This is a genomic window from Alteribacillus bidgolensis (assembly GCF_002886255.1).
In the GTDB taxonomy this organism is placed as follows: domain Bacteria; phylum Bacillota; class Bacilli; order Bacillales; family Marinococcaceae; genus Alteribacillus; species Alteribacillus bidgolensis.
Window position 1 is genome coordinate 3,257,330 of record NZ_KZ614149.1, and the last position, 22,059, is coordinate 3,279,388.

Consider the following 22,059-nt stretch of genomic DNA (forward strand, 5'->3'; position numbering starts at 1 on the left):
AATACTAAATAAATATATTTTTCGATTATGCGGGAGGAATGAAAGATGGCAGATAGAGGTACAGATAGAGTTAAACGTGGAATGGCAGAAATGCAAAAAGGCGGCGTCATCATGGACGTTGTAAACGCTGAACAAGCAAAAATTGCAGAAGAAGCTGGAGCTGTAGCGGTTATGGCTTTAGAGCGGGTACCAGCAGATATTCGTGCTGCTGGAGGAGTAGCTCGTATGGCTGATCCTACAATCGTAGAAGAAGTGATGAGTGCTGTATCTATTCCAGTAATGGCTAAGGCACGCATTGGTCATATTGTTGAGGCGAGAGTTTTAGAAGCTCTTGGGGCAGATTATATTGATGAAAGTGAAGTATTAACTCCCGCCGATGAGGTATATCATCTAGATAAAAGCGAATATACTGTACCTTTCGTGTGCGGTGCCCGTGATTTAGGCGAAGCTCTTCGACGTGTCGGGGAAGGTGCTTCCATGCTTAGAACAAAAGGCGAGCCAGGGACAGGAAACATTGTAGAAGCTGTACGCCATATGAGAATGGTGCAGTCTCAAGTGAAAAAAGTTACTGGTTTATCAAAGGATGAATTAATGACAGAAGCGAAAAACTTGGGAGCTCCTTATGAATTGCTTTTGGAAATTAAAGAAAACGGAAGGCTGCCTGTTGTAAACTTTGCAGCTGGCGGTGTGGCTACTCCGTCAGATGCTGCGTTGATGATGCAGTTAGGAGCAGACGGTGTATTTGTTGGCTCCGGTATTTTTAAATCAGACCAGCCTGATAAATTTGCACGAGCTATCGTAGAAGCAACAACTCATTATGAAGATTATGAATTGATCGGACGTCTGTCTAAAGGTCTTGGAACGGCAATGAAAGGAATGGAGATTTCTAATCTTGAGCCTTCCGAACGTATGCAGGACCGCGGCTGGTAAATCCGCCCTCAATAAACAAATTTAACATGAAGGAGGGTTAACCATGTTAAAAATAGGAGTACTCGCGTTACAGGGTGCTGTTCGTGAACATGTTAACTGTTTACATGCACCTGATGTGGAAGTGAAGATAGTAAAACGTGTGGAAGAGCTGGAAAAACTTGATGGTTTAGTATTTCCCGGCGGAGAGAGTACAACTATGCGCCGTTTAGTTGATAAATATGGTTTTTTTGAACCGCTTCGACAGTTTTCCGAAGCGGGAAAACCGATTTTTGGTACTTGTGCAGGTTTAATTTTAATGGCTGAAGATATTAAAGATGAAACACAAAGCCACCTTCAATTAATGGATATGGAAGTGCAAAGAAATGCTTTTGGCCGGCAGCGGGAAAGTTTTGAAACAAAGATTTCTGTCAAAGATGTAGGGGTAGATGTCGAAGCAGTATTTATTCGTGCTCCACTTATTACCGGAGTAGGAAAAGAAGTAGAAATTCTTTCCGAGTTTGAAGGAGAAATTGTTGCTGCCAGACAGAATCATTTATTGGCTTGTTCGTTTCATCCTGAATTAACAGAGGACGCACGATTTCATCAATACTTTGTACAAATGGTAAGAGAATCAAAAGAAGCAGCTGCTGATTCAATGGCATTGACATAAAAAGCGTTGAGGGGCAATAGTAATTGCATTTCTGACACCCAGAGAGCCGGTGGTTGGTGCGAACCGGCTGCAGAATGTAATGAATCCTGCTCTGAGCGAGAGAGTGAAAATAAGTAGTTCTCTCCGTTTCATCCGCGTTACAGGATCCAAAGAGGCAGAGATTTTTCTTTGCAAATTGGGTGGTAACGCGGGTAATTCCCGTCCCTGCAAGAAAAGGGACGGGTTTTTTTTATACCTTAGGAAAGTTTAACTTTGTTAAAGGATCAAGGTATAAGCAAAACTACTGCTTCCGCCATTTGGACTTGGCAGTAAGCCGAGTTTTTTAATGCAACTATAGATAAAAGGAGGAACTTCCTATGCTTGATGTTAAAAGACTTCGTAATAACTTTAACGAGGTAAAACAAAAGCTGGATAAACGGGGAGAAAATATTAGTGAAATTGATAAATTTCAAGAACTAGATGAAAAACGAAGAACGCTTATCCAAAAAACAGAAGAGTTAAAACAGCGGAGAAATACAGTTTCACAGCAAGTAGCTCAGCTAAAAAGAGAAAAGAAAGACGCTGATCATTTGATAAAGGAAACAAAAAAAGTTTCAGCTGATATTAAAGCATTAGATGAAGAATTAAAGCAAGTTGAAGAAATGCTGAACCATCTCATGCTTCGTGTTCCAAATGTTCCTCATGAAAGTGTTCCATACGGGGAAGATGAGACAGATAATGAAGAAATTCGACAATGGGGTAAAGTCCCTTCCTTCCCGTTTGAAGCGAAAGCCCATTGGGAACTTGCAGATGAATTGCAAATGATGGATTTTGAAAGAGCTTCTAAAGTAACAGGAAGCAGATTTGTGTTTTATAAGGGCGCTGGAGCAAAATTAGAACGTGGATTAATTAACTTTATGATGGACTTACATGAGGAAGAGCACGAATATGAAGAATTGCTCCCTCCTTACTTGGTTAATCGTGATAGTATGACAGGTACGGGGCAGCTTCCAAAATTTGAAGAAGATGCATTTCAGATTAAAGAAGAAGATTACTTTTTAATACCTACAGCGGAAGTGCCAGTAACAAATTTGTATCGTGATGAAATTTTACAAGCAGATGATTTACCGATTGCATACGCTGCTTACAGCGCTTGTTTTCGCTCCGAAGCAGGTTCTGCAGGAAGAGATACGCGTGGTTTAATTCGTCAACATCAATTCAATAAAGTGGAGCTTGTTCGTTTCGTAAAACCAGAAGATTCGTATGAAGAATTAGAAACATTAACAGGCCATGCAGAAAAAGTTCTTCAGCTTCTAGAACTTCCATACCGTGTTATGAATATGTGCAGCGGAGATCTTGGTTTTACTGCAGCTAAAAAGTATGATATCGAAGTGTGGCTTCCAAGCTATGAAGACTTTAAAGAAATTTCTTCTTGCAGTAATTTTGAAGACTTTCAAGCGCGTCGTGCTAATATACGTTTTAAACGAGATCAAAAGTCTAAAACAGAATTTGTCCATACATTGAACGGTTCTGGTCTTGCCATTGGAAGAACAGTTGCAGCTATTATGGAAAATTATCAGCAAGAAGATGGCAGTATAAAAATTCCTCAAGTTTTGCGATCATATATGGGCGGCAAAGAATTTATCAAAAAGCAATAAAACGAACGAAAAAGAAGGCGGGTGTGTATAACAGCCTTCTTTTTATTTTTCCTGTACGTAAAGTATTTATAAACTTCAAGGGCACCCGATTTTGTGTAATAGGTTGAAATGATAGAATTCAATGGCAAAATATAAAGTATATAAAATAAAGATTCGAAAAAAACTGAAAACTGTATTGCAATATTTATTATAATTACTTATAATAACTTTGATTGCAGGTAATGTACGAATTTATTAACAAACAGATTAAGTATTTATTGTTTTCGTAAAGAACGAAAAGAGATTCTTTTAAAATAGTAAGGAAATGAAGTGAGGTATATGAAAACTTTAGACCAAACTGATCTCTTAATTCTAGGTTACCTTCAAGAAAATGGGAAACGTTCTTATAGTGAAATAGCTCGTTTTCTTGACGTTAGTGAAGGGACTGTGCGCTCACGTATAAATAAAATGTTGAAAAACAATGTGTTTGAATTTATTATCCATACAAATCCAAACAAAGTTGGACTGAAAGTTCAAGCGATTATAGGCTTATCGACAAAACTAGGAAAGCAAGAAGATATAGCTGAATACCTGAATTCCTATTCAGAAGTTCGATTTATTGGTGCTTTTTCAGGAAAACATGATTTAATTATACAAGCTTACTTCCGAAATAATGAGGATTTAGTCAAATTTGTCAATACGGAACTATCGCAGATTGACGGGATTTTAAATGCGGATGTAAATGTTGAATTAAAACAGTACAAAGATTCGTTTTCGTATATACTCCCCTAGAAAAGTGTGCGAAAACAGGAAACGATAAATATGCGGGGTGTGTATATGAGCAATGAGCCACGGCTTGAAGTGAATGGATTAAAAACATATATTACATTTGAAAACAAGAAACAAGCGAAAGCGGTCGATGGAGTGGACTTTGTCATACATAAAGGAGAAACAACAGCCTTAGTCGGAGAATCAGGAAGTGGAAAAAGTATGACTTCTATGTCGATTATACGACTTATTCCAGAACCGTCTGGCAAAATTATAGAAGGCTCCATTAAGCTTGAGGGAAAAGATTTACTTAAGCTTTCCGATAAGCAAATGGAAAAAGTGCGAGGGAACGAGATTGGAATGATATTTCAAGACCCTCATTCTTCTTTGAATCCTGTGTTTACAGTAGGTATGCAAATAGCTGAACCGTTAAGAAAACATAAAAAAATGAAGAAAAAAGAAGCATACAATAAAGCTGTCGATTTATTAGTAATGGCAGGTCTGCCCGATGCAGCCCAAATAGTAAATATGTATCCCCATCAATTATCAGGAGGAATGGTACAAAGGGTAGTCATTGCTATCGCTATGTCTTGTGATCCAAAACTGATTATTGCAGATGAACCGACAACTGCTCTAGATGTTACCATTCAATCCCAAATTCTTGATTTGATGAAAGACCTGAAGGATCAAACAAATTCGGCCGTTCTTATGATTACCCACGATCTTGGAGTCGTTTCCGAAGCGGCAGATAAAGTCATGGTGATGTATGGCGGCCAAATCGTAGAAAAAGCTTCAGTGAAAGAGTTGTTCTGTAATCCAAAGCATCCTTACACGATTGGACTTTTAGCAAGTATACCTAGGATAGAAGATGAAAAAAAAAGACTAGAATCTATTCAAGGAACGGTACCGCCTTCCCATGCTTTTCCGGAAGGGTGCCGATTTGCACCAAGGTGTAAGCATGCTATAGAAGCTTGTACAAAAACAGTACCAGAACTAATTGAAACTAACAATGATCATGAGGTTCGGTGTATTCTGTATAGAGGGGAGGAGACTAAGCCCCGTGACAATCATGAACAGCGAAACACAAACTAATTCTCTTACACCATCAGAGACAAAAGAAAAATTAGTAGAGGTAAAAAATCTCAAAAAATATTTTCCTGTGAAAGGCGGCATTTTAAAAAGAACAATTGGGCACGTAAAGGCAGTAGAAAACGTAACTTTAAGCATTTATCAAGGTGAAACGCTTGGTCTCGTTGGAGAGTCAGGATCTGGAAAGTCAACACTTGGTCACTTAATTTTAAAACTGCTTGATCCTACGGAAGGCAAAATAATTTTTAATGGCAAGGATATTACAAGCTATTCTCAACGAAAAATCCGTCCTTATCGAAAGAACATGCAAATGATATTTCAAGATCCATATAGTTCACTCAATCCTAGAATGAGCGTAGGAGATTTAATTGAAGAGCCGCTCATTCTGCATGATAGATTGACAAAAAAGGAACGACAAAACCGGATCATTGAGCTTCTGCACACTGTAGGGCTAGATGAAGAAACTCGGTTTAAATACCCGCATGAGTTTTCCGGAGGACAGCTCCAGAGAATTGGAATTGCCCGTGCCCTCTCCTCTCGCCCTTCATTAGTTATTGGAGATGAACCTGTCTCACTACTAGATGTTTCTGTACAGTCGCAAGTTCTTCATTTAATGAGTGATTTGCAAATAAAGTTTAACCTTACATATTTATTTATTTCTCATGATCTAAGTGTTGTAAAACACATGTGTGACAGGATAGCAGTCATGTATTTAGGCAGAATTGCAGAGGTTGCTCCTAAGCATTCATTGTACAAAGAGCCGCTTCATCCTTATACAAAAGCACTTATTGCAAGTGTCCCAGGTGTAGATAGAAAGCGAGAAAAGGTAAAGCTTGAAGGAAATATGCCTAGCCCGTCAAATCATCCTGCTGGCTGTCCTTTTCATACTAGATGTCCGGAATCACATAATCGTTGTACAGTAGAACGGCCTGAATTAATAAATATGGGCAATGATCATTATGTTGCCTGTCACCTATATACAGAATAAGACCAAAACGTTCAGCAATGAAACAGGAAAATCTTACGTCAAAAAGGGAGAAAAAGCCAAGTTCTTCTAATGAAAAGATTAAGGGGGGAATAAAATGAAAAAGCAAAGTTTGCAGTTAATTTTCATTGCACTGATTTCCTTTGGATTTATCCTTGCAGCTTGCAGCAGGGAAGATGAACCAATCGAAGAAGAAGTGACAGGTGCAGGCGAAGATCCGACAGAAATAAAAGAAGAAACGGTGGAAGAACCAACCGGGGAGCCCCAACAAGGCGGAACGATTACAGCCGCTATGTATTCAGCGCCAGGCGGACAATTTAATCCAATTTTTTATGAAGATGCATATGAAAATAATATATTGTCTTTTACACATGATTTTTTAGTAGCTCAGGACGAGAACCTGGAATTCACCCCAGAATTAGCTCATGATTGGAAGTTTAATGAGGATCAGACGGAAATTACTTATTTTCTTGAAGAAGACGTAACCTGGCATGATGGAGAACAATTTACCGCAGATGATGTCGTATTTACTTTTACCTCTATGGCAGACCCCGAGTACATTAATTCGGGCGGATTACGAACAGAATTTGTAAATAAGCTTGTAGGATATGAAGAATACGCAGCTGGCGAAGCTGATGAATTAGAAGGCGTTCAAGCCGAAGATGATTATACGGTCACCTTTACATTTAAAGAACCGAATGTAACTGCACTGTATAACACAAGTTTTCCGATTATTCCTGAACATGTTTTCTCTGATATAGCAGTCGAAGATATGGCTGAACATCCTGCCTCCACGGATGCTGGTGAAGTGATAGGTACAGGACCATTTAAATTGACCGAGATGCAGGATGGAGAGCAGTACATTTTAGAAAAACATGAGGAGTATTGGAAAGGAGAACCGTATCTTGATAGGATACAGTGGCAGGTAATTGATCAAGAAATTATGACTGGTATGCTTGAAAATGGAGAGCTTGACTTAGTGAAAGATCCTGGCGGTGTGCCAAAAGCAGACATAGAAACAGTAAAACAAATGGAACATATTACAATGTTTGAACAGCAAGACTTAGGGTATCAATATCTTGGCTTTCGACATCACCGTGGACCAAATGATTCTGTAACAGATAAAAGTACATGGGAACCAAACGAAAAAGTGCAGGATAAAGAACTTCGCCAAGCTATCGCACATGCCATTAATCGGGAAGGCATCATTGAAGGTTTGTTGTATGGAAGCGGTCAAGTTTTGAATGCTCCTTTCCCTGAAGCATCCTGGGCTTATGATCCGGAGGCTGTACATCAATATGAATACAGTGAAGACAAAGCAAATGAACTTCTTGATAATGCAGGATATAAAGACACAAACGATGACGGATTCCGTGAAAATCCGGAGGGAGAAGAGTTTGTATTAAACCTTGATTATCCTACGGGCAACAAAGTGCGTGAAGATGCTGCTCCGATAATTAAAGACAACCTGGAAAGTGTAGGATTAAAGGTTGACCTGCGCCACCCCCGTGATGCGTCTGCTCACTTTGTAGAGCTGGAAAAAAACAATACCGATTGGGACATGTATTTGGCAGGATGGGGGCTTGCTTCTGGTGATCCGGATCCAGATCCTCTTCATGGATCCGAATCAGCTTATAATTATTTACGTTGGGATAACGAAGAAAGCGATAAACTTATTCAAGAAGCAAAACAGGCACCTGAAGCTTTCGATTTGGAGTTTAGAGAAAAAAAGTACGCAGAATGGGCTGCGTTATTTTCTGAAGAGCTTCCAGAAATCCCGCTTTATTCCGAAAACAATGTATTTGCTCACAACAGCAGTTTACACGGTATTACAAAAAAACCTCACACGATCGTGGATAATTCCCACGAATGGTGGTTGGAACAATAATTTAAAACAAGGGGGGGTATGGCTGAAATGTGGCCATACGCCTATTACAAACAGCATATCTATGTGCTCAAAGAGGAGGAAAAGAAATTATGTATATCTATGTTATACGCAGGATCCTTCTTTTTATTCCTATGTTGATTGCTGTTTCATTTATTGTGTTCATGCTTGCTTTTATTGCCCCAGGTGATCCGCTCACAGGAGAACGTATAGACCCATCGGTGGATACTGAAGTGCTGGATCAACGACGTGAAGCTTTAGGGATAAATGATCCCTTTTATGTGCAATACTTTCATTGGCTCGGTTCTGTGGCAAAAGGGGAATTAGGAAACTCTATAAACTATAATGGCCGCACCGTAGAAGGGCTGATTCTATCTAGGATAGATAACACTCTATACTTATCTGTCTTTTCTTTACTTTTTACTATAATTGTTGCATTGCCTATCGGTATCTACTCGGCTAGAAAACCACATTCTCTTTTAGACTATGGAGCTACTGCATTTGCATTTTTAGGACTTGCGATACCTAATTTTTTTGCTGGTCTCCTACTTATCTATGTTTTTGCTTTTCAACTAGGGTGGTTTCCATCGCAGGGCTCTGTCTCAACGGCGGGATTGTCAGGATTTGATTATTTTTTTGATAAAATAAGACATTTAATTCTGCCTGGTACTACGCTTGGATTAGCCAGTACGGCTGTTTATATGAGGTACATACGAAGTGAAATGATGGATGTGATGACGAGCCATTTTATTCGAGCAGTAAAAGCTAAAGGAATGGGAAATAAAAGTGTATTGTACAAGCATACGCTCCGTAATGCCCTTATCCCTGTGATTACCCTGCTCGGATTTGAATTTGGCATGCTATTAAGCGGAGCAGTTATTACTGAAGCTGTATTTAATTATCCTGGTCTTGGTACATTGTTTCTAGATTCAATCATTAATCGGGACTATCCTGTCATCATGGGAATAAATCTTATTCTCTCGGTAACCATTTTAGTCGGAAATCTTCTAGCTGATATCTGTTATGCCGTGGTTGATCCGAGAATTCGGTACGATTAGGAGGGAGTTTATGGAACATACACAATCAACTGCTTCTTATAAATTGCAAAAGGGACACAGCCTGCTTACATTGGCCATGAAACGGTTCTTAAAAAATAAACTTGCTCTTACAGGTATTATTATTCTTGTTTTTTTTACATTCATTGCAATTTTCGCTCCGTTTTTAACGACACATGATCCTACGAAACATGATTTATTAAATGTAATGGCTCGGCCTAGTGCAGAAAATTGGTTAGGTACGGATGGTTCAGGAAGAGATAATTTTGCAAGGTTCGTTTACGGCTCACGCGTTACCCTTCTTATCGGTTTTTTGTCCATGCTCTGTGTCATTATTGTTGGGGTGATTCTAGGGTCGCTTGCTGGATACTATGGTGGAATAGTAGACGGAATTATTATGCGTACGGCAGATATTGTTTTAACTCTTCCTTTTCTATTATTTGTGTTAACCATCATTGCAATCATTCAAAATATAACGATCCCACTATTTGTACTGGTTATCGCTGCAACTAATTGGCCGAATATAACGAGAATATTACGTGGAACGTTTTTATCATTAAGGGAAAAGGAATTTATTTTAAGTGCACGAGCAGCTGGATGTTCAGATTGGCGCATCATTATGAAACACTTTTTACCAAACGCGATTGGTCCCATTATTGTTAACGCAACGATAATGATGGCTTCTATGATAATACTTGAATCAGCACTAAGCTTCGTTGGTTTTGGAATACCGCAGCCTACACCTACTTGGGGAAATATGATTAATGAAGCAAGGAGCATGAGAGTATTAACAGGCGCTCCGGAGGCATGGGTACCTCCAGGTCTGGCTATTTTATTGACTGTGCTGGCTATTAACTTTATTGGTGATGGTCTTCGTGATGCATTTGACCCGAAAAGCAGTAAATAATAAAATGGCAGCAGGGTTAACTTGTACTTTAGGAAAGTTTAACTTTGTAAAAGGGTCAAATTATAAGCAAAACTACGACTTCCTCCATTTGGACTTGGCGGTAAGCCAAGTTTTTCTTTGCTGCCTGAAAAATTTCTTGATTTTTTTTAAAAAGATACTTGCTTCGTTATGGGGGTTGTGCTATTATAGTCTTTGTCAGCGAAAAAATACATATTTCACACGGAGGAGTACCCAAGTCTGGCTGAAGGGAGCGGTCTTGAAAACCGCCAGGGGCTTCACGGCCCGCGGGGGTTCGAATCCCTCCTCCTCCGCCATACATATTATTCGGTAAACTTAATTTTCCAACATAAATCGATATGCAACACAGTTATGTATAAACGATCTCAGTCCCTCCTAGGAAATCTAGGAGGTTTTTTGTGTCGAGCTTGAGTACCCAGCCGCTTCGGGGCAGACTGTAAAGGATTTTTTCAAAACGTAAACGTCCTGTTTTTATCAAAAATCAGCACATCAGTGCAATCCAGTTTGTCATTGTCCAAGTGTACTAGATATCAAAGTACAGATTTTTGTTCTAAGCGGGACTTTTTTATACTTTAAGAAAGTCTAACTTCATTAAAGGATAAAAAAATAAGGCTTTCGCCATTAAGGACTTGGCGACAAGCCAAGTTTTTCTAAAGGTTTCATTAAGTAAAATGCTCTCATTTTTTTGTGAAAAGCAATATAATGGTGGAAGAGACATTTTATCGGTAGTTAGGAAGGTGCTTTGATGAAGATAAGTTATTATATTATGCTTCTTGGGGTTATTTTTGTTTTATGTGCTTGTGCTCCTACTGGTTTTCAAGACTCTAGCAAGGACTCAGCGGAAGAATTACATGTGGCTGCGGCTTCTGACTTGTATGATGCATTTACTGAAATGGGAGAAAAATTCAAAGGAGCAACCGGAATAGAAGTCACATTTAGTTTCGGTTCAACAGGGCAAATGACTCAGCAAATTGAACAGGGGGCATCCTCATATGATGTATTTGCTGCAGCTCATGAGTCATACATAGATCGTCTCATTAAAAACGATGTAATGAATAAAGAAACAAAAAAGAGGTATGCAACAGGAAGAATTGGATTAATGTATGATAGAGATACATATGAAGCGTTGACGCCAGAAGATTTGCTGGAAGACAAGGTACAGCGAATTGCGATCGCGAATCCGGATCACGCACCCTATGGAAAGGCTGCTAAACAAGCTCTTGAAACATGGGGTATTTGGGAAGAGGTCGAAGAAAAATTGGTCTTTGGAGAAAATATTCAACAAACGCTGCAATATGTCGAATCAGAGAATGTGGATGTTGGGTTTATTGCCTTATCGTTATCTAAGCAGTCCTCTCTTGCTTTTAAACCGATTAAGGCTGAAGACCATGAACCTATTTTACAGGCGTTAGGTATTCCGGATAGAAGTAACCAAAAAGCAGAAGCGAAACAGTTTATTGATTACATTTATTCAGATGAGGGACAAGCTGTTATGAATGAGTATGGTTTTTCACTCCCGGAGGAAGAGTGAATGTTAGAAGTGATTGGCTTTCCTCTTTTACTATCCTTGCAAGTAGCTGTAATTGCGACAAGTACGTCCTTTGTTTTTGGTATTATTTTGGCATGGATATTTACAGTCTACCATAATAAGTGGACGGAGCTTTTATCTTTAATGATGATGCTGCCGTTAGTACTTCCTCCTACCGTTTTAGGTTATTATATAATGCTTTTGCTTGGAAGCAACAGTTGGATTGGCAGATTTATTGAAGCAGTTTCAGGCAGTACAGTACTGTTTACTTGGCAAGCAGCTGTTATAGCAGCTGCTATTGCAGCCCTTCCGTTAATTATTCGTCCGATGCAAGCTGCATTTGAATCCATCAATACAAATACCTTAGAGGCTGCCCAGTTAGACGGAGCGAGTAAATGGCAAATCTTTATTCGAATTATGACTCCGCTTTCCTACAAAGGAATGATTGCTGGAGTGGTGCTAGGGTTTGCCCGGGCCATAGGAGAATTTGGTGCAACCTTAATGGTGGCAGGTAATATTCCTGGTAAAACGCAAACATTATCTATTGCTATTTACGATTCAGTTCAAGCAAATCGCATGAATGAAGCGCACCTTATGGTTATGGTGCTGAGTATCACTACTATTTTAATTTTATTGGTAACGACAAAGTTTTTAAAGCAATAATACAAAGTCAAATAGATGATTTTATTTCCGGGGTGACAAAATGATGGAGACTTCTCATGAAAAATGGATGCAGCTTGCAGTGGAACAAGCATACAAGGCTCAAGAAAAAGAGGAAGTCCCTATTGGCTGCGTCATTGTTCATGATGGAACTGTAATTGGGGCGGGATATAACCAAAGAGAAACGAAACAGCAGTCAGCAGCGCATGCGGAATTGATAGCTATTCAACAAGCATGTGAATACATAGGGAGCTGGCGTCTTGAAAATTGTACGCTGTACGTAACACTAGAACCATGTCCTATGTGTGCAGGGGCTATTGTTCAGTCGCGAATTCCACATGTTGTGTTCGGTGCTGCAGACCCAAAAGCAGGCTGCGCTGGTACCTTAATGAACTTACTAGAAGAAGAGCGTTTTAATCACCGTGCTGAAGTAACTCATGGAATATTAGATGAGGTATGTTCAAACCTTTTAACCAATTTCTTTCGACAAATACGTAAAAATAAAAAAAATAAACGACATAAAATGTTTAACCAAGAATAAACCTAGTGGATTGGATTCCTCCTTCGCCCATGATATATTGAATATAGTAATGTTAATAGTGGGAGGGGAAAACGTGCGTCCAAATCAATTTTCTGCTGAAACAGCTCAGAAACTGGCTGAAAAGCTGAATATGCCCATAGAACACATCGTTCATACACCACCTCATGTGATCATGGAAAAAATTGCTGAACTTGAAAAAAAAGAACAACAGCAAGAGCAAACTGCAGATAAAAAATAGGATGTGACATATACATCAGTCATATTTATGTTCTTTAGTTACAGAGACGGATAAGTAAAGCAAGATTTATAAATTTACTATTGCATTCTTTGTCCATAAAAGATATAATGAAAAGTGCGCTGAAAAAAGCGCCTTAAAAAGTTATCGAATTTGCCGTGCTAAGTGGGGAGGTAGCGGTGCCCTGTACTCGCAATCCGCTATAGCGGGACCGAATCCCTTCTTTAGGCTTTGTTTCCGTGAGGTCTGCCCTGAGTAAGTGGTGTAGACGTCCGGGTTCTGCGCAACGAAAACCCGTGAACCCTGTCAGGTCCGGAAGGAAGCAGCAGTAAGCGGACTCTTTCGTGTGCCGCAGAGTCGCCTGGGCCGAGCTAACTGCTCGGGTAACGCTCATGGAAGCATTGCCGACAGAAGGTGCACGGCTTTATACATACAATGATGAAGGACGGCTCCAGCTGGGGCTGTTCTTTTTTTACTCTCACAACATGTAATCCATATAAAATATGGACAGGGAGAATACTTTGTGCTTTGAAAAGTCACCGTTTAATCGGTATAATTAAGAATGAAAAAGCAAAGGAAGGAGGTCCCGGGAGTGAGCTATAAAGCACTTTATAGAGTGTGGAGACCCCGATTCCTGCAAGATGTGGTAGGACAAGAACATATAACGAAAACACTTCAAAATGCTCTAGAACAGCAAAAGTTTTCTCATGCATACTTATTCAGTGGTCCAAGAGGAACGGGGAAAACCAGCGCTGCAAAAATCATTGCTAAAGCTATAAATTGCGAACAAGCGCCTGTCAGAGAGCCTTGCAATGAATGCCGGGCTTGTCGGGGAATTGCAGATGGTTCTGTAGTAGACGTGATTGAAATTGATGCTGCTTCTAATAATGGTGTAGATGAGATAAGGTATATCCGTGAAAATGTAATGGCTGCTCCTAGGGACATTCAATATAAAGTATACATTATAGATGAAGTTCATATGCTCTCCACAGGTGCATTTAACGCTCTCTTAAAAACATTAGAAGAACCGCCAAAGCATGCCGTTTTTATTCTGGCCACCACGGAACCTCACAAGATACCATTGACCATCATTTCCCGTTGTCAACGTTTTGATTTCAAAAGAATTACCGCAAGAGATTTAGTTATGAGAATGAAATACATTATGCAAGAGCAAGGATGGGAAGCAGATGAAGAGGCTTTACATTTAATTGCTCGTTCAGCAGAAGGCGGTATGCGAGATGCTTTAAGTCTGCTCGATCAAGCTGTCTCTTTTTCAAAAGAAAAGGTAACAGCAGAAAATGTTTTAGCCATCACCGGAACCGTTTCACAGCAATTTTTAACGAAAGTGGTTTATTCTTTAAAAGAAAAAGATACGGCACCTGCTGTAGAAGCAGCCAATACACTGATCCAGGAAGGAAAAGATCCTCTTCAGTTTATGGAAGATTTGATATACTATTTTCGGGACATGCTTTTGTATAAAACCGCCCCTCGTCTTGATGAAGTTATGGACCGCGTTTCGGTTGATGAATCTTTTAAGGATTTAGCAGCTAACACTGAAATGTCATGGTTGTATGATGTGATCAACGGCTTAAATGAGTACCATCAAGAGATGAAGTGGGCAAGCCATCCTAAAATTTTTCTTGAGATGGCTCTAATTAATATATGTCATACGCCGAAAAGTTCATCTTCTGAAATTGCTGAAGACTCGGGAGAAGTGGTTGATCTTAGAGAGAAAATTGCTCAATTAGAGCGAGAGGTGAAAAAATGGCAACAGTCTCCGCCGGCTCAAGAGAGTACAGCTGCTACCGAGACGATTCAAAAGAGTAAAGCCGCACGTGAACAAACATCAAAAACGATAGCAACCGGGCTTGAAGGAGAAGGGAAAGTAAAAGCTATTCTTGAAGGGGCAACAAAGCAAGAACTTCAATTTGTTACTAGCAGCTGGCCTGACGTGATGAAACGAGTGAAACAGCAAAGTGTGCCAGCTCATGCGTGGTTAAGTGACGCAAAGCCTGTGGTCTCAGATGGAGAAACCGTCTTATTGTCCTTTCAAAATGAAATGCATAGAAATATGGTGGACACAAAGTTCCGATCTTTAGTACAAGAAGCTTTAGAAGGAGTATGTGGAAAAACGTTACAGCCTTTAACCATTATTTCTGGGCAGTGGGAGAAAATAAAAGAAGGCTTTAAGAAAAAACAGCAATCAACAGAGGAAACTTCTTCATCTGAGGAAGAAAGCAAAGACCCTGTTATCGATGAAGCCATTAAATTAGTCGGTCCTGAATTAGTGGAAATAAAAGAAAAGTAGTAATAAAGTGTAATTAATTCAAAATTGGAGGCTCTTAAAATGAAAAACATGGGTAATATGATGAAGCAAATGCAGAAAATGCAAAAGCAGATGCAAAAAGCACAGGAAGAATTAAAAGAAAAAACGGTTGAAGCTACAGCAGGTGGCGGTGCTGTTAAAGTTACAGCAGCTGGAGATAAACGTATTGTTGACATTGAAATTGATGAAGACGTAGTAGACCCAGAAGACGTGGAAATGCTCCAAGATCTTATTCTTGCTGCAACGAATGAAGCGTTGAAGAAAGTGGATGAGCTCGCAGAACAAGATTTAGGTAAGTTCACCAAAGGAATGAACATCCCAGGAATGTTTTAGGAGGAGGATACGGTGCAATATCCAACGCCTATATCAAAGTTAATAGAAGGATTTATGAAATTGCCGGGTATTGGCCCCAAAACGGCGAGCCGCCTGGCTTTTTACGTTCTTGATATGAAAGAAGAGGACGTTTTAGATTTTGCTAAATCACTAGTGAATGCTAAACGGGATTTAACATATTGTTCTATGTGTCATCATATAACAGACATTGATCCTTGCAGAATTTGTGAAGATCAACAGCGGGATCAGTCCGTGGTTTGTGTCGTACAGGACTCAAAAGATGTTATAGCTATGGAAAAAATGCGTGAATACTCTGGTTTATATCACGTACTGCATGGTGCTATATCACCAATGGATGGCGTTGGACCGGAAGATATTAAAATTCCTGAGTTAATTAAACGCCTTCAGAATGATGAGATTCAAGAAGTAATCGTTGCGACCAATCCTACGATTGATGGAGAAGCAACGGCCATGTACATTTCCCGTTTGATTAAACCCACCGGTATTAAAGTAACCCGTATAGCGCATGGTCTCCCAATTGGGGGAGATTTAGAGTATGCAGATGAAGTGACGCTCTCAAAAGCTATTGAGGGGAGAAGAGAACTTTAGGGTGGTGGAATAACTTGCTTTTTCGAAAAAAAACGATACAAAAGGCAGAAAACGAGCGATTGGCTCAAATTATTCATGCAGTAAAACAAGAACTCGACCGTTATGAATACATCGTAGCTAATAGTGTAGAGCCCTCACAAGAAATTCAAGCGGATTTAAAAAAGAAGAGGGCGAAATATATGTTTTTATTAAAAGAGGCTCGTTACCGCAAATTAAATAGTGAACAAAATACGTAATGGTTCAAGCTGCTTCGGAGATTCCGTAAGCAGTTTTTTTCTTAAGGATAAATTTTCAGCTTGTACATATATATGTGAGGAAAACAAATATTTAGTCTTAATCATGATGCAGGAGGGAAAACATGGATCCTATACTTTACATCTCAATAGCAGGTATCGGCGTTTGTTTGTTTTTGTTGCTAGGTGGCGGGGTGAAGGCGTTTAGATGGACCGGTGGAATTTTTGTTCGCTTAATTATAGGAGCGTTGGCTTTGTTTTTTCTAAATGCTTTTGGAAGTGCTGTTGGTTATCATCTTCCTATCAATGCCTTTACAGTAATGGTTTCAGGATTGCTTGGTATTCCAGGGGTAGTCATGCTTGTTGCCGTAGACCTTTTCATTCTTATGTGAAGTTCTATTATGAAAATTGTTATTGACATTTACCGTAAAGAAGTTACAATAGGAAATCCGTGATTATAAATAAACAAAAAACAAAAGCAATTATTTTTATTTTTTTTGTACTTTAGGAAAGTTTAAACTTGCTAAAGGATCCAAAGTATAAGCAAAACTACGACTTCCTCCATATGGATTTGGCGGTAAGCCAAGTTTTTATAAAATAAACTATTGCATTTTTTTATCACGGGTGTTATATTATTATTTGTCGCTTAAACAAGCGAAGAGATTCTAAAAAAACTTATAAAAAAATATCATGAAGTTGTTGACATCATTTTGGTAACTTGTTATGATATTACTTGTCGCTTTGAAAGAGAGCGCTAAGTTGTCCTTTGAAAATTGAATGAAAGTCAAGCGTCTGTTAATTTCTTTAATTGTTATGTCAGATACAGCTTGTATCAGACGAACCAATTTATTCGAGAGTTTGATCCTGGCTCAGGACGAACGCTGGCGGCGTGCCTAATACATGCAAGTCGAGCGCGGGAAGCAAGCAGATCCCTTCGGGGTGACGCATGTGGAACGAGCGGCGGACGGGTGAGTAACACGTGGGCAACCTGCCTTGCAGACTGGGATACCCCCGGGAAACCGGGGCTAATACCGGATGATCAGCCAAATCGCATGATTTGATTGTAAAAGTAGGGACTTGTTCCTTACACTGCAAGATGGGCCCGCGGCGCATCAGCTAGTTGGTGAGGTAAGAGCTTACCAAGGCAACGATGCGTAGCCGACCTGAGAGGGTGATCGGCCACACTGGGACTGAGCCACGGCCCAGACTCCCACGGGAGGCAGCAGTAGGGAATCATCCGCAATGGGCGAAAGCCTGACGGTGCCACGCCGCGTGAGTGAAGAAGGTTGTCGGATGGTAAAGCTCTGTTATCGGGGAAGAACAAGTACCGGTCGAAGAGGCCGGTACCTTGACGGTACCCGAGCAGAAAGCCCCGGCTAACTACGTGCCAGCAGCCGCGGTAATACGTAGGGGGCAAGCGTTGTCCGGAATTATTGGGCGTAAAGGGCGCGCAGGCGGTTTCCGAAGTCTGATGTGAAAGCCCACGGCTCAACCGTGGAGGGTCATTGGAAACTGGGGAACTTGAGTACAGGAGAGGAGAGCGGAATCCCACGTGTAGCGGTGAAATGCGTAGAGATGTGGAGGAACACCAGTGGCGAAGGCGGCTCTCTGGCCTGTAACTGACGCTGAGGCGCGAAAGCGTGGGGAGCGAACAGGATTAGATACCCTGGTAGTCCACGCCGTAAACGTTGAGTGCTAGGTGTTAGGGGGTTCGACGCCCTTAGTGCCGCAGCAAACGCATTAAGCACTCCGCCTGGGGAGTACGACCGCAAGGTTGAAACTCAAAGGAATTGACGGGGGCCCGCACAAGCGGTGGAGCATGTGGTTTAATTCGACGCAACGCGAAGAACCTTACCAGGTCTTGACATCTTCTGCCACTTCCAGAGATGGAAGGTTCCCCTTCGGGGGACAGAATGACAGGTGGTGCAGGGTTGTCGTCAGCTCGTGTCGGGAGATGTTGGGTGAAGTCCCGCAACGAGCGCAACCCTTAACCTTAGTTGCCAGCATTCAGTTGGGCACTCTAGGGTGACTGCCGGTGACAAACCGGAGGAAGGTGGGGATGACGGCAAATCATCATGCCCCTTATGACCTGGGCTACACACGTGCTACAATGGATGGTACAGAGGGACGCGATGCCGCGAGGTGAAGCGAATCTCAAAAAGCCATTCTCAGTTCGGATTGCAGGCTGCAACTCGCCTGCATGAAGCCGGAATCGCTAGTAATCGCGGATCAGCATGCCGCGGTGAATACGTTCCCGGGCCTTGTACACACCGCCCGTCACACCGCGAGCGCTTGCAACACCCGAAGTCGGTGAGGTAACCCTATGGGAGCCAGCCGCCGAAGGTGGGGCAGGTGATTGGGGTGAAGTCGTAACACGGTATCCCTACCGGAAGGTGGGGATGGATCACCTCCTTTCTACGGAGTATTTTCCGAGTCGAGCTCCACTGGAGCTCTTGATCCAGGGAGCGGACGCTGTGACTTTCATTCAATTTTGAGAGGAGAACTCTCAATGAATGATCTTCGGCTAAGTACGTCACGTCCTGTGACAACGCCGAAGGCAGGACATCCTGTCCGTTGTTCCTTGAAAACTGGATAACGAATGCAAGAGCCAAAGAATACACCGGAGTTTCATCAAGGTGGTCAGTACATGACCATGATTATGAGACTTTCGAGGCGTGTTTTAGAATAATACAACTACCTTTGTAAGGTTAAGCTAGAAAGGGCGCACGGTGAATGCCTTGGCACTAGGAGCCGAAGAAGGACGCGACGAACGGCGAAACGCCCCGTGAAGCTGTAAGTAAGCTTTGATCCGGGGATATCCGAATGGGGAAACCCACCATCCATAATGGGATGGTATCCGCACCTGAATCTATAGGGTGGGAGAAGGCAGACGCGGGGAACTGAAACATCTTAGTACCCGGAGGAAGAGAAAGCAAATGCGATTTCCTGAGGAGCGGCGAGCGAAACGGAATCAGCCCAAACCAGGGTGCTTGCACCCTGGGGTTGTAGGACACTCCATCGGAGGGACGAAGAAACAGCGTAGGCGAAGCGGCCTGGAACGGCCCGCGAGACACGGTAAGAGCCCGGTAGTCGAAACGCTGTTTCCTCCGGAGTGGATCCTGAGTACGGCGGGGCACGGGAACCCCCGCCGGAATCCGGGAGGACCATCTCCCAAGGCTAAATACTCCCTAGTGACCGATGGCGGGCCAGTACCGTGAGGGAAAGGTGAAAAGCACCCCGGAAGGGGGGTGAAAGAGATCCTGAAACCGTGTGCCTACAAGTAGTCGAAGCCCGTTTATGGGTGACGGCGTGCCTTTTGTATAATGAACCGGCGAGTTGCGCTCGTATGCAAGGTTAAGCGGAAGACGCGGAGCCGAAGCGAAAGCGAGTCTGAACAGGGCGTACAGGATGCGGTCGCAGACCCGCAACCGTGTGATCTACCCATGTCCAGGGTGAAGGCAGGGGAACAACTGCTGGAGGCCCGAACCCACGCAAGTTGAAAATTGCGGGGATGAGGTGTGGGTAGTGGTGAAATGCCAATCGAACTCGGAGATAGCTGGTTCGCACCGAAATAGCTTTAGGGCTAGCCTCGGATAAAAGAGTCCTGGAGGTAGAGCACTGATTGGACTAGGGGTCCCTACAGGATTACCGAATTCAGTCAAACTCCGAATGCCAGCGACTTGTTATCCGGGAGTCAGACTGCGAGTGCTAAGATCCGTAGTCGAGAGGGAAACAGCCCAGACCACCAGCTAAGGTCCCTAAGTATACGTTAAGTGGAAAAGGATGTGGAGGTGCTTAGACAACTAGGATGTCGGCTTAGAAGGAGCCATCATTGAAAGAGTGCGTAATAGCGCACTAGCCGAGTGACTCTGCGCCGAAAATGTACCGGGGCTAAACGTATCACCGAAGCTGTGGATGCACACCATCGGGTGTGCGTGGGAGGGGAGCGGTCGAAGGGCGGAGAAGCCGGATCGTGAGGACCGGTGGAGCGCTGTGAAGTGAGAATGCCGGTATGAGTAACGAGAAGACGGGTGAGAATCCCTTCCGTCGAAAACCCAAGGTTTCCTGAGGAAGGTTCGTCCGCTCAGGGTTAGTCGGGCCCTAAGCCGAGGCCGAAAGGCGTAGGCGATGGAAAACAGGGTGAAATTCCTGTACCACCTCCTTCCCGTTTGAGTGACGGGGGGACGCAGGAAGGTAGGGTAAGCGCGCTGCTGGAATAGCGCGTCCAAACCGTAAGGCCGATGAACAGGCAAATCCGTTCATCATTAGGCGAAGCGGTGATGGCGAAGGAAAGAATAGTACCGAAGTTCCTGATCCTACACTGCCAAGAAAAGCCTCTAGCAAGGGAAGAGGTGCCCGTACCGCACACCGACACCGGTAGGTGGGATGAGACTTCTAAGACGCTCGGGCGAACTCTCGTTAAGGAACTCGGCAAACTGACCCCGTAACTTCGGGAGCAGGGGTGCTCTCTAGGGTGAAGAGCCTTGGAGAGCCGCAGTGAATAGGCCCAAGCGACTGTTTATCAAAAACACAGGTCTCTGCGAAGCCGCAAGGCGAAGTATAGGGGCTGACACCTGCCCGGTGCTGGAAGGTTCAGAGGAGGGGTTATCCCTTTTGGGAGAAGCTCCGAATTGCAGCCCCAGTAAACGGCGGCCGTAACTATAACGGTCCTAAGGTAGCGAAATTCCTTGTCGGGTAAGTTCCGACCCGCACGAAAGGTGCAACGACTTGGGCACTGTCTCAACGAGAGACCCGGTGAAATTATAATACCTGTGAAGATGCAGGTTACCCGCGACAGGACGGAAAGACCCCATGGAGCGTTACTGCAGCTTGATATTGGATTTTGGTACAGCGTGTACAGGATAGGTAGGAGCCTTGGAAACCGGACCGCCAGGTTCGGTGAAGGCGTCGGTGGGATACTACCCTCGCTGTACGGAAATTCTAACCTCGGACCGTAACCCGGTCCAGGGACAGTGTCAGGTAGGCAGTTTGACTGGGGCGGTCGCCTCCCAAACAGTAACGGCGGCGCCCAAAGGTTCCCTCAGAATGGTTGGAAATCATTCGCAGAGTGCAAAGGCAAAAGGGAGCTTGACTGCGAGACCTACAAGTCGAGCAGGGACGAAAGTCGGGCTTAGTGATCCGGCGGTACCGTATGGGAGGGCCGTCGCTCAACGGATAAAAGCTACCCTGGGGATAACAGGCTTATCTCCCCCAAGAGTCCACATCGACGGGGAGGCTTGGCACCTCGATGTCGGCTCGTCGCATCCTGGGGCTGAAGTAGGTCCCAAGGGTTGGGCTGTTCGCCCATTAAAGCGGCACGCGAGCTGGGTTCAGAACGTCGTGAGACAGTTCGGTCCCTATCCGTCGCGGGCGCAGGAAATTTGAGAGGAGCTGTCCTTAGGACGAGAGGACCGGGATGGAGACACCGCTGGTGTACCAGTTGTTCCGCCAGGAGCATGGCTGGGTAGCTACGTGTGGCCGGGATAAGTGCTGAAAGCACCTAAGCATGAAGCCCCCCTCAAGATGAGATTTCCCATAGCGCCAAGCTAGTAAGACCCCTTGCAGATGACAAGGTTGATAGGTCTGAGGTGGAAGCGTGGTGACACGTGGAGCTGACAGATACTAATCGGTCGAGGGCTTATCCACAACAAAGGTAAGCGCCTCGTAGAACGGTTCAAATATTCGTTATGCA

At 42.9% G+C, this 22,059-nt stretch carries 18 protein-coding genes, 1 tRNA gene, 2 rRNA genes, 1 other RNA gene and 1 other annotated feature; all 22 genes read left to right on the forward strand.

Annotated features, from left to right (window positions below; genetic code table 11):
* Positions 1-45: 45 nt before the first annotated feature.
* A complete protein-coding gene (pdxS, locus tag CEF16_RS16045; protein WP_091586318.1) occupies positions 46-930 on the forward strand; it encodes a pyridoxal 5'-phosphate synthase lyase subunit PdxS in 885 nt (294 codons plus the stop codon).
* A 43-nt stretch (positions 931-973) separates the two neighbouring features.
* The gene (gene pdxT / locus CEF16_RS16050) at positions 974-1,579 is read left to right on the forward strand and encodes a pyridoxal 5'-phosphate synthase glutaminase subunit PdxT (protein WP_091586316.1); all 606 of its coding nucleotides are present in this window, start codon (positions 974-976) and stop codon (positions 1,577-1,579) included.
* Positions 1,577-1,788: a binding site (T-box leader), on the forward strand. (Overlaps the previous gene by 3 nt.)
* Positions 1,789-1,935: 147 nt before the next feature.
* Positions 1,936-3,216, forward strand: a complete 1,281-nt coding sequence (gene serS / locus CEF16_RS16055) for a serine--tRNA ligase (protein WP_091586314.1) — start codon at positions 1,936-1,938, stop codon at positions 3,214-3,216.
* Between the two features lie 318 nt (positions 3,217-3,534).
* Positions 3,535-3,987 carry an Lrp/AsnC family transcriptional regulator gene (locus CEF16_RS16060; protein ID WP_091586312.1) on the forward strand — a complete coding sequence of 151 codons (453 nt, stop codon included), beginning with the start codon at positions 3,535-3,537 and terminating at the stop codon, positions 3,985-3,987.
* Positions 3,988-4,032: 45 nt separating this feature from the next.
* Entirely contained in the window at positions 4,033-5,055 is a 1,023-nt protein-coding gene (locus CEF16_RS16065) for an ABC transporter ATP-binding protein (protein ID WP_091586677.1), read from the forward strand.
* The gene (locus tag CEF16_RS16070) at positions 5,033-6,040 is read left to right on the forward strand and encodes an ABC transporter ATP-binding protein (RefSeq protein ID WP_091586675.1); all 1,008 of its coding nucleotides are present in this window, start codon (positions 5,033-5,035) and stop codon (positions 6,038-6,040) included. The genes CEF16_RS16065 and CEF16_RS16070 overlap by 23 nt, the downstream gene beginning before the upstream one ends.
* 94 nt (positions 6,041-6,134) lie before the next feature.
* A complete protein-coding gene (locus CEF16_RS16075) occupies positions 6,135-7,925 on the forward strand; it encodes a peptide-binding protein (RefSeq protein ID WP_091586310.1) in 1,791 nt (596 codons plus the stop codon).
* Between the two features lie 89 nt (positions 7,926-8,014).
* Positions 8,015-8,980 carry an ABC transporter permease gene (locus CEF16_RS16080; RefSeq protein ID WP_091586308.1) on the forward strand — a complete coding sequence of 322 codons (966 nt, stop codon included), beginning with the start codon at positions 8,015-8,017 and terminating at the stop codon, positions 8,978-8,980.
* 10 nt (positions 8,981-8,990) lie between these two features.
* Positions 8,991-9,884, forward strand: a complete 894-nt coding sequence (gene opp4C, locus CEF16_RS16085; RefSeq protein ID WP_091586306.1) for an oligopeptide ABC transporter permease — start codon at positions 8,991-8,993, stop codon at positions 9,882-9,884.
* A gap of 221 nt (positions 9,885-10,105) precedes the next feature.
* Positions 10,106-10,198 (forward strand) — tRNA-Ser (locus CEF16_RS16090).
* Between the two features lie 449 nt (positions 10,199-10,647).
* Complete coding sequence (gene modA / locus CEF16_RS16095) at positions 10,648-11,433, forward strand: molybdate ABC transporter substrate-binding protein (protein WP_091586304.1); 786 nt, start codon at positions 10,648-10,650, stop codon at positions 11,431-11,433.
* Positions 11,434-12,093 carry a molybdate ABC transporter permease subunit gene (gene modB / locus CEF16_RS16100; protein ID WP_091586302.1) on the forward strand — a complete coding sequence of 220 codons (660 nt, stop codon included), beginning with the start codon at positions 11,434-11,436 and terminating at the stop codon, positions 12,091-12,093. It abuts the gene before it with no gap.
* A 40-nt stretch (positions 12,094-12,133) separates the two neighbouring features.
* The gene (gene tadA / locus CEF16_RS16105; RefSeq protein WP_425427995.1) at positions 12,134-12,631 is read left to right on the forward strand and encodes a tRNA adenosine(34) deaminase TadA; all 498 of its coding nucleotides are present in this window, start codon (positions 12,134-12,136) and stop codon (positions 12,629-12,631) included.
* Positions 12,632-12,704: 73 nt separating this feature from the next.
* Positions 12,705-12,869 carry a YycC family protein gene (locus tag CEF16_RS16110; RefSeq protein WP_091586298.1) on the forward strand — a complete coding sequence of 55 codons (165 nt, stop codon included), beginning with the start codon at positions 12,705-12,707 and terminating at the stop codon, positions 12,867-12,869.
* Positions 12,870-13,022: 153 nt separating this feature from the next.
* Positions 13,023-13,288: signal recognition particle sRNA large type (ffs, locus tag CEF16_RS16115), an RNA gene on the forward strand.
* A gap of 170 nt (positions 13,289-13,458) precedes the next feature.
* On the forward strand, positions 13,459-15,174 hold the full coding sequence (gene dnaX, locus CEF16_RS16125) for a DNA polymerase III subunit gamma/tau (RefSeq protein WP_091586294.1): 1,716 nt from the start codon (positions 13,459-13,461) through the stop codon (positions 15,172-15,174).
* Positions 15,175-15,213: 39 nt separating this feature from the next.
* Complete coding sequence (locus CEF16_RS16130; protein WP_091586292.1) at positions 15,214-15,525, forward strand: YbaB/EbfC family nucleoid-associated protein; 312 nt, start codon at positions 15,214-15,216, stop codon at positions 15,523-15,525.
* A gap of 12 nt (positions 15,526-15,537) precedes the next feature.
* Positions 15,538-16,134 carry a recombination mediator RecR gene (recR, locus tag CEF16_RS16135; protein WP_091586290.1) on the forward strand — a complete coding sequence of 199 codons (597 nt, stop codon included), beginning with the start codon at positions 15,538-15,540 and terminating at the stop codon, positions 16,132-16,134.
* Between the two features lie 14 nt (positions 16,135-16,148).
* Positions 16,149-16,370, forward strand: a complete 222-nt coding sequence (locus tag CEF16_RS16140) for a YaaL family protein (protein WP_091586288.1) — start codon at positions 16,149-16,151, stop codon at positions 16,368-16,370.
* 122 nt (positions 16,371-16,492) lie between these two features.
* Positions 16,493-16,759, forward strand: a complete 267-nt coding sequence (locus CEF16_RS16145) for a pro-sigmaK processing inhibitor BofA family protein (RefSeq protein WP_091586286.1) — start codon at positions 16,493-16,495, stop codon at positions 16,757-16,759.
* A 454-nt stretch (positions 16,760-17,213) separates the two neighbouring features.
* Positions 17,214-18,782 (forward strand): 16S ribosomal RNA (locus CEF16_RS16150).
* A 291-nt stretch (positions 18,783-19,073) separates the two neighbouring features.
* Positions 19,074-22,013: ribosomal RNA gene (locus CEF16_RS16155) — 23S ribosomal RNA — on the forward strand.
* The 16S and 23S rRNA genes sit together here, the layout of an rRNA operon.
* Positions 22,014-22,059 lie beyond the last annotated feature (46 nt).